Origin of the sequence: Serratia sp. Res13-Sevr-LER1-36-b, from assembly GCF_015673035.1 — a bacterium.
GTDB lineage: Bacteria > Pseudomonadota > Gammaproteobacteria > Enterobacterales > Enterobacteriaceae > Chania > Chania fonticola_C.
Window position 1 is genome coordinate 16,284 of sequence record NZ_JADACK010000016.1, and the last position, 15,979, is coordinate 32,262.

A 15,979-nucleotide genomic window follows, 5' to 3' on the forward strand; every position below is an offset into this window, starting at 1 on the left:
TATGATTTACATTTCTGCTATCGGCATGATTAACGCTTTGGGCCACTCGACAGAAGAGATTGCAGCCAACCTGACCCAAGGAATAGCGCCCGGCATGCGCAAGCGTGAGCATTGGTTACAGAACCAACAGGACGCGGTATTAGGCGGCGTCGACGGAGAATTACCCGCTATTCCAGACAGTCTTGCCGCACATCGCAGCCGCAATAACCAATTATTATTGGCCGTTCTGGCGCAAATTCAGCCCGTGGTAGATGACGCGCTGCTTCGCTTTGGCGCCGACCGTATCGCCGTAGTGTTAGGTACTAGCACCTCTGGGCTGGATGAAGGCGATCGACATGTTAGCCATGTTGCCAACCATGAAGAGAGCCCGAGCTGGCAATATCCACAACAAGAGCTGGGCGATCCGTCACGCTTCCTCGCCGCTTGGTTGGGCCTGAATGGCCCTGCGTTTACTCTTTCCACCGCGTGTTCTTCCAGTGCCCGCGCGATCATCAGCGGGCGCCGTCTTATTGAAGCTGGCCTGGCAGATATCGCGATTGTTGGCGGCGCAGATACCTTAAGCCGCATGCCTATCAACGGTTTTAATAGCCTGGAGTCTCTTTCCACTACGCTTTGCCAGCCGTTTGGCCGCGATCGCTGTGGGATCACAATTGGTGAAGGAGCGGCCCTGATGGTACTTACCCGCGAGCCGAACCCCATCGCGCTGCTGGGGGTAGGTGAGTCAAGCGATGCATACCATATTTCGGCACCCCATCCGCAGGGTGCCGGTGCCTTGCGAGCCATCGAACAGGCATTGCAAGACGCGGGGCTTAACCCCGAAGAGGTGGGTTATATCAACCTGCATGGAACTGCCACCTTGCTCAACGATCAGATCGAATCCAAAGTGGTTCACGATCTGTTCGGTGAAAGCGTGCCCTGCAGCTCCACCAAACATTTAACCGGGCATACCCTGGGGGCTGCGGGCATCACCGAGGCGGCTCTTAGCGCGCTTATTCTGCTCTATGACTTGCCACTGCCAGCGCAAGACTTCAGCCGTTCTCCGGCGGATCCGACATTACCGCCCTGTGGTTTACTGCATGCGGCTGAACCGCTGATGCGCCCGGTCATTCTGTCTAACTCTTTCGCTTTTGGCGGTAATAACGCCAGCATCCTGCTGGGGAGGATGGCATGAGCCATTACTTATCACCGGCGGAATATCTGCCCCACGACGCCCCAATGCTGCTGTTGGCAGAGGTTATCAGCGTGACGGAAGACAGCGCACATTGCCGGGTTGAGGTCAGGAGCGACAGCGTGCTGGCGCCGTTCCTCAATGCGCAAGGCGAGCTGCCTGGTTGGTACGCACTGGAATTGATGGCACAAACCATCGGCGTTTGGTCCGGGTGGCATCGTCATCAGCGAGGAGAACAGCGGATCGCCCTCGGTATGGTGCTTGGAGCCAGGGAATTGGTCTGTGCCGCGGGTTACCTACCAGCAGATACAATGCTAGACATCCAAATCAAGCTGCTGATACATGATGACCGTTTCGGGAGTTTTGACTGTGTTATTGGCGCGCAAGGTGACACGCTGGCCACCGGTCGCGTCAATACCTTCCAACCCACACCAGAAGAATCAACAATGCTTTTTAATCAGGGATCTACTGCATGAGTCGTTCAATTCTCATCACCGGAGCCAGCAAAGGTATCGGACGCGCTATTGCCAGCCAGTTAGCCGCTGACGGTTTCATCGTTGGGATACACTATCACCAGGATGAATCTGGCGCACAACAAACGCTGGCCGCAATTACCGCTGCCGGAGGACAAGGCCGCCTACTCTGTTTCGACATTAGCAATCGTCAGCAGTGCCGGGAGGTCCTCGAGCAAGATCTGGCAGAGAATGGGGCATGGTACGGCATCGTCAGCAATGCCGGGATCGCTCGCGACGCCGCCTTCCCTGCATTGAGCGATGATGATTGGGATGAGGTGATCCACACCAATCTGGACAGTTTCTACAACGTGATCCAGCCCTGCATCATGCCAATGATTGCCCAACGTCAAGGTGGCCGCATCCTTACGCTCTCTTCCGTTTCTGGCATCATGGGGAATCGGGGCCAGGTGAACTACAGTGCGGCTAAAGCAGGCATTATTGGCGCAACCAAAGCGTTGGCGATCGAACTGGCAAAACGCAAGATCACCGTCAACTGCATTGCCCCGGGGCTGATCGATACCGGCATGATAAAAATGGAAGAGGCAGCGTTAAAGGAAGCCATGTCGATGATCCCGATGAAACGGATGGGCCTGGCGGAGGAAGTCGCCGGGCTTGCCAGCTATTTGATGTCAGATATAGCCGGTTACGTGACTCGTCAGGTCATTTCTATCAACGGAGGGATGCAATGATTCGTCGGGTAGTTATTACAGGTATGGGCGGTATTACCGCCTTCGGTGAAAACTGGCAGGCAGTATCCGCTAAATTGTTGGCCTATAAAAACGCCGTACGCCACATGCCTGAATGGCAAGTCTATGACGGCCTGCACACTCTGCTGGGCGCCCCAATCGATGACTTCGTGCTGCCGGAACACTATACCCGTAAACGCATACGCTCAATGGGGCGGGTGTCGCTTATGTCGACCCGCGCAACGGAATTGGCTCTGGAGCAGGCCGGGCTTCTTGGTAACCCGGTGCTAACCAACGGCCAGACCGGTATCGCTTATGGCTCATCCACCGGCAGTACTGGCCCGGTGAGCGAATTCGCCACCATGCTGACCGAGAAGCACACCAATAACATCACGGGCACCACTTATGTGCAGATGATGCCTCATACTACCGCGGTCAATACCGGGTTATTCTTCGGCCTGCGCGGACGTGTGATCCCGACGTCCAGCGCCTGTACCTCAGGCAGCCAGGCCATTGGCTATGCCTGGGAGGCTATTCGCCACGGTTATCAGACCCTGATGGTTGCCGGTGGGGCAGAAGAACTGTGTCCTTCCGAGGCCGCCGTATTCGACACGTTATTTGCCACCAGCCAACGTAATGATGAACCGCATGCCACCCCTTCCCCATTTGATCAGAACCGCGATGGTTTGGTGATTGGTGAAGGTGCTTGTACGCTGATCCTCGAAGAGCTGGAGCATGCGCAAGCACGCGGCGCAACCATCTACGGCGAAATCGTCAGCTTTGCCACCAATTGTGATGCGGCACACATCACACAGCCGCAACGTGAAACCATGCAGATCTGCATGGAGCAGTCGTTGAGGATGGCCGGTCTGCAAGCAAGTGATATCGGCTATATTTCTGCCCACGGTACCGCCACCGATCGGGGTGATATTGCCGAAAGTCAGGCAACCGCCGCGATCTACGGTGACAGCGTGCCGATCTCGTCGTTGAAAAGTTACTTCGGCCACACCTTGGGGGCTTGTGGAGCACTGGAAGCCTGGCTGAGCCTGCAGATGATGCGTGAAGGCTGGTTCGCACCAACGCTAAATCTGCATACCCCTGATGAACAATGCGGCGCACTTGATTACATCATGGGAGAAGCCCGTCATATCGACTGCGAGTTTCTGCAAACCAATAACTTTGCCTTTGGTGGTATCAACACCTCGATTGTTATCAAACGCTGGGCATAACCATCTCTAATCACCAGGAAACCGCCAATCGGCAGGCGTTGCCAGCCGATTGGCACTCGCCTGAGCAAGCAAGCTCATGCCATGTGTGATCAACTCACCAACGGGATAGATCCACTGGGCTTCAAGCAGATTGTTGCAGCAGACCACCCCGTGATCCCGACATTTACAGATGCCTCACGTCAATTAGCAACCATTGGCACACTGAGGCTCAGGATTGTTGAACAGGATACGAACCAGCAAAGCCCTCGGTTCGCGCAATGGATCATTGCCGATAGCTAACACTCGACCATCATGGGTCGCGGTATATTCCCGAATGGTGTCGCCAAAAGCATTACGCTGAACGGCCACTTTCTGCCCTTTGACCACCGAATCGCCGACGTTAACCAGAATCTCGGTAAATCCACCAACCTCAGCTCGAATCGAGCTCATTTCATTACCGATAAAGGTTTTTTGCTCTTTAGCCGTTGCCCCTAATGTTCCGGCTGTCATGCCTTGTTGAACCATCAGGTTACGCACCCCTGTCAAGCTACGCGCGATAAGTTCAGGTTGATAAAGCTTGGGCTTGCCAATTTCTAGTGTAATGGCAGGGATCTTGTTTTCAACGAAAGTGGTTTCGACAGAGCCTTTCTCACCAGGATCGGCTTTAATCTGGTCCGCCGGGAACAATTCAGCCATCTGCTTCACCTGCGGGTTACGGTAATCCGCATAGATGAACAAGGGATATTCGGTACCCCGGCTCTGTGTGTGCATATCAACGAACAGGGTGGCATTGCCCGCCCACAAATTATTCCATAACAGCCAAGCCTGTTGTTCGGCAGCGTTACCTTTTTCTTTGCCCGGCCAAACCCGGTTGAAATCGACCATATCCCCCCCGTCATTGGCCAACTGCCAGTTTCGGTTATTGGCCAACATGCCAGAAGGATTCGCGCCCACGGCACCGATCACACTGCCTTTCAACTCTGCGGGATCCAGCTTTTCAAACACCTGCTGTATCACCCGGGTGCCATTTAGTTCATCACCATGGACCGCCGCTTGCAGGCCCAGCTTAGGACCAGGCTGTGCGCCTTTGGCCACCATAACGGGAACATACCAATGTTGACCGATCCCATTGCTGGTTCCCTGGAACATGAAGCGATAAACCTTTCCTGCCTCCAGATCGTCTACATCCAACTTGCTGATAACCGGATTACCCTCAATTTTATCTCCGGTATAAACCGTTGCCGCCTGAGCATTAAGCATCCCCGTAAGCAACACCGCCAACATCGTAACCTTATGCATAATTATTCCCTTTAGTATCAGTAAGTAACACATAAAAAATCTGGATCATTGGCCAACCGACTAGCAAAATTCGTACTTCAGGAACAAGACTGGGTGAGCTTACTGGCGCCTCTAATCAAGACATAGGCGCTATTTTCAGCTTAAAGGCTCCAGGGTATAAACATATTGACCGCGCCCGACACAGCGAGCCATGGACCAAAGGCTAACGGTTGATTAAAATCTTGTTTCGCCAACCCGCGCTGTATCAGCGTAACCAGCAGCCCACTGGCCGCCGCCACCAAAATCACCTGTGGCAACGCTTGCCAACCTAACCAGGCCCCTAACGCCGCAAGTAATTTAAAATCACCATAGCCGAGAGCCTCTTTACCGGTTGCCAGCTTGAATAGCCAGAACACGCTCCATAGGCAGACATAACCTGCCACTGCGCCAATCGTCGCCTGTTCCAACGAGGCAAAATGCCCCTGAATATTGAATAAAAGTCCGATCCACAGCAGTGGCAACGTCAGCACATCTGGCAAGAGTTGTGTCTGATGATCAATAACTGCCAGCGTCAGCAAAAAAGAGAGCAATATCCAGGCGCCCAGCAAGGGGAAACCTAGCGGGAATATAAGCGCCGTCAGCACAAACATCATAGCCGTTGCCACTTCAACCAGCGGGTAGCGCCTTGGGATCCGCTCACCACAGCAACGAGCCTTCCCCTTTAACAACAGAAAACTCAGCAGGGGTATATTGTCCCTGGCCGCAATACGATGCTGGCAATGCGGGCAACAGGAGTGCGGTAATAGCAGATCAAAGCGCGGTATGGATTCAGGTAAGGGCAGCGCCAGTTGCACGAGCGCCTCACGCTGCCATTGCTTCTCCAGCATCACCGGTAATCGATAAATCACCACGTTCAGAAAGCTACCCACTATGGCCCCAAACATACCCACGACACACAGCCAGAGGAGCGGAAATGCAACAGTAAAATCCAGTAATAAACTCAAAAAGCCTCCCCGCAGTCAGGCAAATACCTACCCAACCTTTTAAGACAGCCAGTCCGTTTTAAAGCAACCGCCCCTGAACCTGCCAGGCTATCTGCCCCTGATCGTTGGCCCTGCCTAACTGATTTATCAGTGGCCTCATCGCCTCCGGTAATACCGGCCCTCGGCGCACCTGACCGTTGAACTGATAGCGCCCGTCAAATCCGACGGTGCCACGCCCCGTCAGGCTCAGATGAGAGGAGTCTTGTTTCAACACCAACACCAGAGCCCCTTTTCCATCACAGCTCAATTGGCCTTGCACGTTGGCCAACTCCAACGCCCCCAACGGAGTCGCCAACTGTGCGCGCTGCCAGTTGACGACACCACCGCCAAGACTCCGGCAACCAGCGGAACTGAACTCTCCTTGTTGCAACCGCAGTTGCAGCTCTCCCTGGGCGGTGATCGGCAAAGGCAATGACAACTGTTGGCGCACAACATCTGCAGGAACAGAGAGTTGCCACTCATGCAGTTGAAGATCCAGCCAACCACGCAGAATACCGGCTCCCTGCAAGCCTTGCGGATCCCTTAGCTCAATCTCTAAGGCTGGCATCCAAGAGGAGAAAGTGAACTGCCAGTTCAGTTTCGCCAGCATAATGTTACGCCAGCTTAACTGGTGCAAACTGCCCTGCCACAGGGAACCAGAAAAGCCACCGACCTTCATATCTGCGGGTATAAAAGCTTGTAATACCCGTGCCGGCGCGTGGCCTCCCAGCAATAGGATATAACAAGCCAACAAAAGCACGGCCTTTTTGGCTTTAGCGCCCATCGCTGCGCTCCAGCATCAGTTTGTTTACCGTCACCCATCCTGGTTTATCGGGACGCATCGCCACCTCAAGCGCCACAATGCGAACGCTATAGCGCTTTTCCAACTGTGTGAGCCAAAGCATCAGGACATTAAAATCGCCAGGTTCCAACGTGACCGCCAGCCGCTCTCCCTGAGGCTGCATGCGGGTAATGTTCATGTTTTGAGCTGCAGCACTCTGTGCCACCCTGGCCGACAAGCTTAGGGAGGTCTCCTGTATGGGTTGTGCCCCCTGTTGGCGCAAGCGCGGAGCCTGTTGCAACATCCATTCCACCGTGTTTTTTTCACGGGCGATAGTACGTTGCCATTGGCTAGCCTGTTGTTGCCAGGGCAGCCATAGTGCGTAGTAGCACAAGCTCACGATAACCAATACACCACAGCCCAGTACCAAACCTCGTTCCCGAAGGCTGAGCTGTAGCCAGCGGTGCTTGAGTTCATTCATCCTTTATCCCCAGAGTCAGTCGGCCCTCTACCCCAGTTGGATTCTGCTTGATTTCGCCAGGTTGCACCTGGTAACGCTGCCCGGCAGCAACCTGAAACTGTTCCAACGCCTGAAAAGAGGCCGCCTGTACATCGACTTTCAGCTCTTTACGGCCAGCGTCATAAGACAGCGCCTGGAACCGGATTGCCGAGTTCTCCGCCATCAGCTGTTGCAATTGGTGCATCTGTGCGACCACACCGGCTTGCTCGATAGGCTGTAATTGCTGCAAGTGCTGCTGCATCTGCACGCGTGGATTAACCACCTTTTTATCAGCCGGAAACAGCTGTTGGTAGACCCGCACACTTTCCTGCCGCCAATGTTCAGCCTGTTGCCAAAGCCGGTAATGAGATAGCCCGGCGCTCACACACAACAGCAGTAAATACACTGTTAATGCCATCATCACGGTTCGCCAGGGGCGTAATCGTGCACGCCAAGGACTCGAGCGGGTGAATTCGCCTTGGCGCAGATCGGCTCCGCTATCGTGCACGCCTTCTGCCGCCAACTGCAGTAAATGCCGCGGTGGTTGAACACGCCATTCCGGAGGGCTAGTAGTGGATGCTGGTGGTGCGGAGTAACTTTCAATGACCGGCGGTGCCCACACGGCCAAAAACTCCGATAGCCAGGAGGATTCAACAATCATCCCGGCATGCTTTTCCCGGCGAAACAGCCATTGATCATTGAGACTGACCGCACTCCAACCGTCGGCGGCCAAGGGTAACGCCAGCACATCTGGCAACATTGCCTGCACCTGTCCCCCCAGACGTTCACAACGGGCTATCCACTGATGCATAAGGCTTTTATCAACTACCGCAACGTCACACTCATCACCACTTTGCTGCAAAATGGCAAAATGTAGCCGTTCAACCTCCGTTGCCAGTTGCTCCTCCAGCATAAACGGCAGCACTTGCAAACGCTGACGCCTGGCACGACGAGGCAGCGTCACACGATGGAAAACCAACTCGCTCGCAGGCACCAATACCCAGGCAGGGTATCTGGCAAGCAGGTTCACCAATTGGTCATCGTTCTCCTCCATAGCCAAACTACCTTGCTGATGACCGTCTGCTGAAGCGAAATACCACAACACTGGCTGCGTTTCATCGCTGGGTAAGCGCAGGATCAACCTGGCTTGCTCACGGGGCTTTCTGTTAGGCATCAAGGCTCCACCATCATGCTTAATCCATATTGCCGCTGTACCACCAGGAAACTGTTACCGGCTTTGCGCAACAGGCTGCGCTGGCTATAGTGAGTCTCCCCCATCAGCACGGTAAAACTGGCTAAAAACAGCTCACTCTTTATCGTCAACAGCGATCTGACCGTTGAGGTGTCGATGTCCTTAAGGGCAACCTGTGCCAAAAATGCCGTCGTACTGCTCCACCCTTCACGTGGACGCTGTTGTAACAATCGAGTCGCCATGGCTGAATCAAGCTCCTTGAGAAATAGCGACGCCAGTAATGGCCCTTGAGACTCACTCAGGGTATTAACGTTTACCAACAGCGTCTGTGTTGGCAGCGCACAAACGTAAGGTAAAAGACGCCGATAAAGGCTGGCATCAACCCCTGAGACGGTCCGCAACTCGCTGACATCCTGCATGGGTTGATTGGCGGGCAAGTAAGCCACCGCCTGGGCCATATAGACCTCATCTTCAGCCCCATCAATGCCTGTCTCGCTGTCACTGTCTATCCAGTCACGCAGAGCAGCGGCTATCTGCGTCGCATGCAGGGGATCTTCACCCAGGTTGATTAACAGCTCTCTAAAAACCTGGGTAGCATAAGGCAATGTCGGCTGCATACCTTCAGTAGCAGCCCCTTGGTTAATAGCATTGAGATTAAAGCAGGCCTGGCCATCAACAATCTGCCCAAACACCTCCCCGCCTTCAACGGGGAAACGGCGCTGTTCTTGCGCCCAGTTTTGCGCCAAATGTGTTTTATTAGGTGAGTCCAGCGCATCTCGTTGCAAAATTTTCACCGCCAGTGCTTCTGCCGAGCGGGCATACCATTTTGCCTGCTGGCGATCCAAATGAGCTGCGGTACGCAGATAAGTGCGCCCGTTTCGCTCGGCAATGGTCGCAGCAATCGTCACCATCAGCGCCAGGATCAGCAACACCACCAGCAGGGCAACGCCCTTTTGCCGCGCCCTCATTCTTGCCCCACCGCCGTGATCAAAAAGAGGCGGGTCAATTCACCCACGCCAGCAACCACTAATGTCACTTCAATCCCCTGCGGCAAAACCGACGCGTTGTTCCAACTCTCCCGCCACGTACCCTCAGCAAAAAAGCGCAGGCGAAAGACACTAACCTCATCGAGCAAAACCTTGACCACCGGCTCTTCCCCAACGAGCGGATCCGCATGGGCATAGCTCAACCGCTCTAACTGCTGATGGCGCAGACGATATCCCACCGGTTGTAACTCGGCACGGGGCAACATCCCCATCGGGTTTTGCCAACCGTTGCGCATGAAAGAGACGCCCCAGTCGTCACTTTGTAATTGATAGCGCGCCGCAGAAAACACGCGTTCATCCCCTCTGTGATGGCGAGGGATGATCTGACCGAAATCCCCTTCCAACTGTATAAAGGCACGTTGAAGCTCGGCCAACCGCTGCGCCTTGCGCTGCGAAATCTCATCATTGCGCATCACCCCCTGCAACACCTGGAAGGCACTGATGCTCAACGCAGCAAAAATCGCCAATGCCAACAGCATCTCAAGCAGCGTGAAGCCCCGCTGGCGACGACAACTCATTCCCGCACCACGTAGCTGCGTAAAGAAACCACTGGCGCAGCGTCTTCTTTATGACGCCTCACCTCAACATCCATTGCCCGTAATTGCCCCAGTTCAGTATCAACCCCCTGCCAGCGTAGAGACCACTCCTCGCCCGCATAGGTCACCGTGGTGCCGATCCAGCGTTTTTCCGGCCAGGTTTTCTCAAGATGTAATCTGACCTGTTGATTATCCGCCAACCAGCTTGCCAGTATTTTTTCCTCCATACGGCCAATGCTGCCAGCCTGTTGTGCCGTGGTTTGCAGCACGGCTAACCCCGCCAAAGCGAAAACGATCAGTGCCACCAGCACTTCGAGCAACGTCATCCCTCTTTGGGTGTTCATTGTGTTGCTCCGTTTGCTGACGAATCGATCGCGCCTGCTGCGTCTACACGAAGCCAAACCAAGGGTTGGCTACCGGCCTCACTGAAAACCAGCTCAAACGGTGTAACCTCCCCGCCGGGTAACAGCAGAATATCGGGTTCCGGTGCCGATTCCACAGCACGCGGCCACTCCTGCCGATCGGGGAAATGCAGCTTGAGCCGGATATCATCAGGCATTTGGCTCCCTAACGCCGCCTGACGGGGTTGCCAATTCTGCCAAACGTAACCTTGCCACCTATCCGAGCCAGATACTGCCCCGCGTTTTTCAGCGGCCTGACGCTGTAGCATTTGGAATTGCCAGCCATCTGGTCGAACCTGGATCCCCAGCAACTGATCATTTTGCACCGAGGCATCCATGGCAAACGCCAACTGAGCCTGAAAGCGTTTCAGCTGTAGCTGCGGGTTATTTTGTTGCATGGCTGGAAATGACATGATCACCAAACTGGCTGCACTCCCGATCAGCAGCACAACCAGCATCATTTCCAACAACGTAAAGCCGCGTTGGCGCACTACTTCTTACCAATAGTCCAGTTACCGATATCATCCTCGGTGTCCGGTATGCCATCTGGGCCATAAGAGAAAACGTCTAACTGACCGTGTTGGCCCGGGCTAAGCAACTGATAGTCTGCCCCCCAGGGATCCTGCGGCAAACGGCGAATATAGCCACCTTGGGGATAACTGCGCGGTTCCGGTTGTGCCGAGGGCTTGGTCACCAGTGCCTGCAACCCTTGTTCGGTGGTGGGATATCGGCTGTTATCCAGCTTGTACATATCCAACGCGCTCTCCAGCGCGACAATATCGCTGACGACCTTCTGATGGTCCGCCTTCTCTTTGTTTCCCATCAGGTTAGGCACGACCAGACTCGCCAGGATGCCCAGGATCACAATCACCACCATAATTTCCAGCAGGGTAAAACCTCGCTGACGCTGTTGCCGCATTTTTCTCTCCGTTATTTGCAGATTGAATTTACATACTCATCAAGGTATTTAATTGCAGGATTGGCTGCAGGATCGCCAAAACGATAAACAGCACCACACCCGCCATACTCACCACCAACAAAGGCTCAAAAAGCCCCAATGCCAACTGCATTTGGGCAGTAAACTCCCGATCCTGATTGTCTGCCGCGCGTTCCAACATGCTGTCCAGTTCCCCACTGCGTTCACCGCTGGCGATCATGTGCCGCATCATCGGGGGAAACAGCGCAGTGATTTCCAGAGCCCGATGCAGGCTCACCCCCTCACGCACTGATTCCGTAGCCAATGACAACTGGCGGCGCGCATATTCATTGGTTAATACCTCTCCGCTGATACGCATCGCTTGCAGCAATGGCACCGCGCTGGCATTGAGGATGCTCAGCGTTCTGGCGTAACGGGCAGTATTGAGCCCTCGTGCGATGCGTCCGATCACCGGGAGGCGCAGCAACTGCCGATGGAAAGCAATGCGCCGCGCTTCTTGGCGCAGCCACAGACGCATCAGCATCGGCGCCAATAACAGCAACAACAGCACCCAAGGGCCAAAAGCTCGAACTCCGTCACTCAGCCCCATCAGCACACGCGTTGATAGCGGAAGTGCCTGCTTCATGTGAATAAACTGTTCCACCACCTTGGGCACGACGGCGGAAAGTAAAATGGCGATCACGCTGATGGCTACCACCGTCAGCACGCAGGGGTAAATCATCGCCTGCAGGATACGAGCTCGCATTTGCTGGCGCTGCTCGGTGTAATCCGCCAACCGGTTCAGAACCAGATCCAGATGACCAGAAGCCTCACCCGCCGCCACCATCGCACAGTACAGCCGCTCAAAACTGGTGGGATAACCGCTCATGGCCTCAGCCAAGGAATGTCCCTCCAGTACTTTGGTGCGCACTGCGGCCATCAGGCTGCGCTGCCGGGGCTTTTCACTCTGTTTTGCCACGGCATCAAGCGCCTCCTCCAAGGGTAAGGAAGCGGCAACCAAGGTCGCAAGCTGACGAGTCAACAGCGCCAGATCGGCACTGCTAATCCCCCGCCCCCATGAAAGGCGCCGCCCGCTTTGGGCCTGCTGGCGTTCATCCTGCCCTTCGTCCAGGCTTACAGGGACCAACCCCTGCTCGCGTAAAAGTTGACGGGCGTGGCGGGCTGAATCCGCTTCCTGCACTCCCCGCCGTTTTTTGCCGCGCTCGTCTAACGCCTGATAATGAAAGAGGGCCATGTCATCCCTCTTCCTGAGACTGGCTTTCGGTCACGCGGATCACCTCTTCCCAACTGGTCTCGCCCGCCAATACTTTTTCCAATCCCCCCTGGCGCAATGTTTTGTATTCATTACGTAATTGACGAGCAATCGTGAATTCACTCTCTCCCTGATGGATAGCCGTACGCACTCGGTCATCAATCAGCAACAGTTCATGAATACCAGTACGCCCACGGTAACCGGTAAAATTACACTGCGAGCATCCCTTCGGTTGCCATAATGGGGTTCCGGGTAAAATCCCCATCTGATCGGCCAGGACCGGATCGGCTGCATAAGCTTGACGACAATCGGGGCAGAGTGTACGAACCAGGCGCTGTGCCAATACGGCCAGTAATGAAGTGGAAAGCAAAAAAGGCTCGATGCCCATATCCTGCAGCCGCGATAAGGCCCCCAGCGCGCTGTTGGTGTGCAGCGTGGAGAGTACCAGGTGCCCAGTCAGTGATGCCTGAACCGCAATCTGAGCGGTTTCGCTGTCGCGGATCTCCCCAACCAGCACCACATCAGGATCCTGACGCAGAATGGCTCGCAAACCGCGAGCAAATGTCATATCTACCTTGGGGTTTACCTGCGTCTGGCCGATACCCTCGAGTTCATACTCGATGGGGTCTTCGACCGTCATGATATTGCGTTCGCTGGCATTGAGGCGGCTCAATGCTGCATAGAGGGTGGTGCTCTTACCGGAACCTGTCGGACCGGTGACAAGGATAATGCCATGTGGCCGCTGGATCAGTTCATCGATCTGCCGCCGATTAGGTGAAGACATGCCAAGCGCGGCGAGATCCAGACTGACGCTGTTTTTATCCAGTAAACGCAGAACAATTCGTTCACCATAATTAGACGGTAAGGTCGAAACGCGCACATCAATGGCTCGGCCACCGATTCGCAGTGCCATGCGCCCATCCTGCGGGATCCGCTTTTCGGCAATATCCAGCCGCGCCATGACCTTGATGCGCGATATCAATAAAGAGGCCAACCGCCGCTGAGGGCGCAGAATTTCACGCAACACGCCATCGACCCGGAAACGGATCTGCAAATGACGTTCATAGGTTTCGATGTGGATATCCGATGCTTTATCCTTGATGGCTTCAGTCAGCATCGCATTGATCAGGCGGATAATAGGGGCATCATCATCGGCATCCAGCAAGTCGTCGCTGTCGGGTAGCTCTTCTGCCAGGGTATAAAAATCCATTTCATTGCCGATATCGGTCATCATGCGTCGCGCCTCTTTCGAATCGCGCTGGTAGCTGATCACCAGTTGTTTCTCAAACTCTTCACCCGATACCGTGCTGATAGTCAGCCCACACCCGGCAACCCTACGCGCCTCAAGCAATGCTGTGGCGGTGGTTTCCGCCAGACGGAGCACACGGCACCCCGCATGATCCCGCAACAGCAATATGCGTTGCTCGCGCGCATAGGCAAATGGCAACTGCGGGCGTAATTCACTCAGGTCCTCGGGGAGGGTATTCATCGCCCCCCCGTTGAATAGAATGCGCTGATCGCGGCATTAACCTGGCGGAAAGTGGCACCGTTTTGATCGGGTGGCAACTTCAGTACCTCGTTATTCAGCGTGGCTGCACTCCCTTGTTTGCCACGCTGTTGGTCTTGTTCCTGATTAAAAGCCTGATACTTTTCTGAGGAGGCATGGCGATACTGGTCACGATCCCGGATGATCGACGGGCGGATGAACAGCATCAGGTTGCGCTTGGAAACCTGTTTGCTGTTGGAGCGGAACAGATAGCCCAGCACCGGGATATCCCCCAGCACCGGAACCTTGTCGCTGCTGTCGCGAACGGTTTTATCCAGCAAGCCACCCACCACCACGGTTTCGCCGCTGCCTACCAGCACCGCGTTATTGACCGTGCGGGTATTAAAGGTCGCCCCCAGATTAGCGCTGCTGCTGGAAGCCGCATCAGCCACACTGGAAACCTCCTGCTCGATCTCCAGCAGCACGGAATCCCCTTCGTTGATCTGCGGTTTGACCTTCAGCTTGATGCCGACGGTTTTACGCTCCACCGTGTTGAAGATATTATCGCCGGATGTCGTTTGCGAGCCGGAGAGGACGGGAACTTCCTGGCCGACATTGAACGTCGCCTCCATGTTATCAAGCGTGACAATGCTCGGTGTCGCCAGAATGTCATTCTTGCTACTGCTGGAAAGCGCGGTCAGCAGCATGGCCCAATTGCCCTGATAAAAACCGGCAGCAATACCGTTAAAACTGCTGAGAGCGCTGGCCAGGGTACTATTAACCGTCCCGTCCTGATTGTATTGATTGGCTCCGGCAATCGCCGTGGTGATAGGCAAACCGGTATTGGTGAACTGCGTCACTCCGGCATTCTTGTTAGCCCACTGGATCCCCAGGTTCAAGCCATCGGCATCTTGTACCTCTGCGATAATCGCCTCTACCAGTACCTGTGCACGGCGAATATCCAACTGAGCTATCACCTTCTCCAGATCTCGCATGACATCCGGAGCCGCCGTCAGTATCAGTGAATTGGTTTGCTCATGGGCTTTGATGGTGATGTCTTTACGCAGTGCTTCCGCCGGCTTGGCATTCTGTTGCTCACTTTGAATACTGGTACTGACGCCAGTCAACACCTCAACCAGATCGGTGGCTTTGGCATACTTCAGGTAAATCACTTTGGTATTACCTTGCACGGCCTGCTCACGATCCAGCTGCTTGATCATGGCGATAATCCGCTGGCGGGAGTTGGGTTCTCCGCTGACCAAGACCGAGTTGGTTCGCTCATCCGCAACAAGATTGGCTACCATCAGGCTTGGCATCGCTGATTTGCTGGCATCCTTGGTCAATTCGGTGACCAGTTTGACGACTTCAGCAGCAGACGCATAGGCCAGCGGTACCGTGACCACACTACGGTCGCCGACCTTGTCAACGCGTTCAACAATCGCCATCAAGCGTTTGATGACCGCTGCACGCCCGGTCATCAACAACACGTTGGAAGGCTCATAATGCACAACACTGCCAGCCCCGGCGTTATCGTTCAATTGACGGAGTAACGGGGCAAGATCGCGTGCCGCCACGTTATTGACCGGCACGACACGTGTCACCACTTCATCACCCTCGCCCGGCTGGGCATCGCTGGCTACCGGCACCGCAGCGGTTTTCGCATCCTTGGAACGCACCACTTTCAACACGCCGTTACGCATATCCACCACGGCAAAGCCATAAACGTCCAGCACGCTGAGGAAGAACTGGTAATACTGCTCCTCATTGAGCATGTCATAACTGCGTACGGTGATAGTGCCGCGCACGGCAGGATCGATAATCACCGTTTTATTCAGGTTCTTGCTGACCGTGTTGATAAACTCCTGAATATCCGTGCCCTTGAAGCTGGCAGAAAACTCGGCACTCCAGCCCTGCCGAGTACCAAGCAGCATCACCGCCAGTAGCACAATGCGTAAGCTCCTGATTATTTTTG

Annotated in this window: 17 protein-coding genes; 4 read left to right on the forward strand and 13 right to left on the reverse strand. The window is 54.8% G+C overall.

Annotated features, from left to right (window positions below; translation table 11 throughout):
• The first annotated feature begins 1 nt into the window (after position 1).
• Genes IMQ33_RS09670 through IMQ33_RS09685 form a run of 4 tightly spaced genes read left to right on the forward strand, consistent with a single transcriptional unit; the run spans position 2 to position 3,598 of the window.
• Entirely contained in the window at positions 2-1,171 is a 1,170-nt protein-coding gene (locus IMQ33_RS09670; RefSeq protein WP_065683144.1) for a beta-ketoacyl-[acyl-carrier-protein] synthase family protein, read from the forward strand.
• Positions 1,168-1,644, forward strand: a complete 477-nt coding sequence (locus IMQ33_RS09675; RefSeq protein ID WP_065683143.1) for a 3-hydroxy-fatty acyl-ACP dehydratase — start codon at positions 1,168-1,170, stop codon at positions 1,642-1,644. The genes IMQ33_RS09670 and IMQ33_RS09675 overlap by 4 nt, the downstream gene beginning before the upstream one ends.
• Positions 1,641-2,372: a 3-ketoacyl-ACP reductase FabG2 gene (locus IMQ33_RS09680; protein WP_065683142.1), complete on the forward strand. Its 732-nt coding sequence runs from the start codon at positions 1,641-1,643 to the stop codon at positions 2,370-2,372. Before IMQ33_RS09675 ends, IMQ33_RS09680 begins: the two co-directional genes overlap by 4 nt.
• Positions 2,369-3,598, forward strand: a complete 1,230-nt coding sequence (locus IMQ33_RS09685) for a beta-ketoacyl-ACP synthase (RefSeq protein WP_098930421.1) — start codon at positions 2,369-2,371, stop codon at positions 3,596-3,598. Before IMQ33_RS09680 ends, IMQ33_RS09685 begins: the two co-directional genes overlap by 4 nt.
• 183 nt (positions 3,599-3,781) lie before the next feature.
• Here the strand turns inward: IMQ33_RS09685 and IMQ33_RS09690 are convergent, their stop codons facing one another.
• The 13 genes from IMQ33_RS09690 to gspD all read right to left on the reverse strand — a co-directional run bounded on the left by IMQ33_RS09690 (position 3,782) and on the right by gspD (position 15,971).
• Entirely contained in the window at positions 3,782-4,876 is a 1,095-nt protein-coding gene (locus tag IMQ33_RS09690; RefSeq protein WP_083196284.1) for a succinylglutamate desuccinylase/aspartoacylase family protein, read from the reverse strand.
• A 140-nt stretch (positions 4,877-5,016) separates the two neighbouring features.
• On the reverse strand, positions 5,017-5,859 hold the full coding sequence (locus IMQ33_RS09695; protein ID WP_196062669.1) for an A24 family peptidase: 843 nt from the start codon (positions 5,857-5,859) through the stop codon (positions 5,017-5,019).
• A 58-nt stretch (positions 5,860-5,917) separates the two neighbouring features.
• Positions 5,918-6,661 (reverse strand): type II secretion system protein N, encoded by a 744-nt coding sequence (locus tag IMQ33_RS09700; RefSeq protein WP_196062670.1) that lies wholly within the window; start codon positions 6,659-6,661, stop codon positions 5,918-5,920.
• Positions 6,651-7,139: a type II secretion system protein GspM gene (gene gspM / locus IMQ33_RS09705; protein ID WP_196062671.1), complete on the reverse strand. Its 489-nt coding sequence runs from the start codon at positions 7,137-7,139 to the stop codon at positions 6,651-6,653. Before gspM ends, IMQ33_RS09700 begins: the two co-directional genes overlap by 11 nt.
• On the reverse strand, positions 7,132-8,331 hold the full coding sequence (gspL, locus tag IMQ33_RS09710; RefSeq protein ID WP_196062672.1) for a type II secretion system protein GspL: 1,200 nt from the start codon (positions 8,329-8,331) through the stop codon (positions 7,132-7,134). The genes gspM and gspL overlap by 8 nt, the downstream gene beginning before the upstream one ends.
• Positions 8,331-9,317, reverse strand: a complete 987-nt coding sequence (gene gspK, locus IMQ33_RS09715; RefSeq protein ID WP_196062673.1) for a type II secretion system minor pseudopilin GspK — start codon at positions 9,315-9,317, stop codon at positions 8,331-8,333. The genes gspL and gspK overlap by 1 nt, the downstream gene beginning before the upstream one ends.
• Complete coding sequence (gene gspJ / locus IMQ33_RS09720; RefSeq protein ID WP_161739434.1) at positions 9,314-9,913, reverse strand: type II secretion system minor pseudopilin GspJ; 600 nt, start codon at positions 9,911-9,913, stop codon at positions 9,314-9,316. Before gspJ ends, gspK begins: the two co-directional genes overlap by 4 nt.
• Positions 9,910-10,275, reverse strand: coding sequence for a type II secretion system minor pseudopilin GspI (gene gspI / locus IMQ33_RS09725; RefSeq protein ID WP_065683135.1), 366 nt, complete (start codon positions 10,273-10,275; stop codon positions 9,910-9,912). Before gspI ends, gspJ begins: the two co-directional genes overlap by 4 nt.
• Entirely contained in the window at positions 10,272-10,823 is a 552-nt protein-coding gene (gene gspH / locus IMQ33_RS09730) for a type II secretion system minor pseudopilin GspH (protein ID WP_196062674.1), read from the reverse strand. The genes gspI and gspH overlap by 4 nt, the downstream gene beginning before the upstream one ends.
• The gene (gene gspG, locus IMQ33_RS09735; protein WP_024530061.1) at positions 10,823-11,251 is read right to left on the reverse strand and encodes a type II secretion system major pseudopilin GspG; all 429 of its coding nucleotides are present in this window, start codon (positions 11,249-11,251) and stop codon (positions 10,823-10,825) included. The genes gspH and gspG overlap by 1 nt, the downstream gene beginning before the upstream one ends.
• A gap of 28 nt (positions 11,252-11,279) precedes the next feature.
• Complete coding sequence (gene gspF / locus IMQ33_RS09740) at positions 11,280-12,503, reverse strand: type II secretion system inner membrane protein GspF (protein ID WP_065683133.1); 1,224 nt, start codon at positions 12,501-12,503, stop codon at positions 11,280-11,282.
• A 1-nt stretch (position 12,504) separates the two neighbouring features.
• Complete coding sequence (gene gspE / locus IMQ33_RS09745; protein ID WP_098930410.1) at positions 12,505-14,010, reverse strand: type II secretion system ATPase GspE; 1,506 nt, start codon at positions 14,008-14,010, stop codon at positions 12,505-12,507.
• Entirely contained in the window at positions 14,007-15,971 is a 1,965-nt protein-coding gene (gene gspD, locus IMQ33_RS09750) for a type II secretion system secretin GspD (protein ID WP_161712422.1), read from the reverse strand. The genes gspE and gspD overlap by 4 nt, the downstream gene beginning before the upstream one ends.
• Between the last annotated feature and the right edge of the window lie 8 nt (positions 15,972-15,979).

Bases quoted from the DNA above. Each gene is read 5' to 3' on its own strand.
- IMQ33_RS09670 (WP_065683144.1), top strand. From the start codon at position 2: ATGATTTACATTTCTGCTATCGGCATGATTAACGCTTTGGGCCACTCG.
- IMQ33_RS09675 (WP_065683143.1), top strand. From the start codon at position 1,168: ATGAGCCATTACTTATCACCGGCGGAATATCTGCCCCACGACGCCCCA.
- IMQ33_RS09680 (WP_065683142.1), top strand. From the start codon at position 1,641: ATGAGTCGTTCAATTCTCATCACCGGAGCCAGCAAAGGTATCGGACGC.
- IMQ33_RS09685 (WP_098930421.1), top strand. From the start codon at position 2,369: ATGATTCGTCGGGTAGTTATTACAGGTATGGGCGGTATTACCGCCTTC.
- IMQ33_RS09690 (WP_083196284.1), bottom strand. From the start codon at position 4,876: ATGCATAAGGTTACGATGTTGGCGGTGTTGCTTACGGGGATGCTTAAT.
- IMQ33_RS09700 (WP_196062670.1), bottom strand. From the start codon at position 6,661: ATGGGCGCTAAAGCCAAAAAGGCCGTGCTTTTGTTGGCTTGTTATATC.
- gspM (WP_196062671.1), bottom strand. From the start codon at position 7,139: ATGAATGAACTCAAGCACCGCTGGCTACAGCTCAGCCTTCGGGAACGA.
- gspL (WP_196062672.1), bottom strand. From the start codon at position 8,331: ATGCCTAACAGAAAGCCCCGTGAGCAAGCCAGGTTGATCCTGCGCTTA.
- gspK (WP_196062673.1), bottom strand. From the start codon at position 9,317: ATGAGGGCGCGGCAAAAGGGCGTTGCCCTGCTGGTGGTGTTGCTGATC.
- gspJ (WP_161739434.1), bottom strand. From the start codon at position 9,913: ATGAGTTGTCGTCGCCAGCGGGGCTTCACGCTGCTTGAGATGCTGTTG.
- gspI (WP_065683135.1), bottom strand. From the start codon at position 10,275: ATGAACACCCAAAGAGGGATGACGTTGCTCGAAGTGCTGGTGGCACTG.
- gspG (WP_024530061.1), bottom strand. From the start codon at position 11,251: ATGCGGCAACAGCGTCAGCGAGGTTTTACCCTGCTGGAAATTATGGTG.
- gspF (WP_065683133.1), bottom strand. From the start codon at position 12,503: ATGGCCCTCTTTCATTATCAGGCGTTAGACGAGCGCGGCAAAAAACGG.
- gspE (WP_098930410.1), bottom strand. From the start codon at position 14,010: ATGAATACCCTCCCCGAGGACCTGAGTGAATTACGCCCGCAGTTGCCA.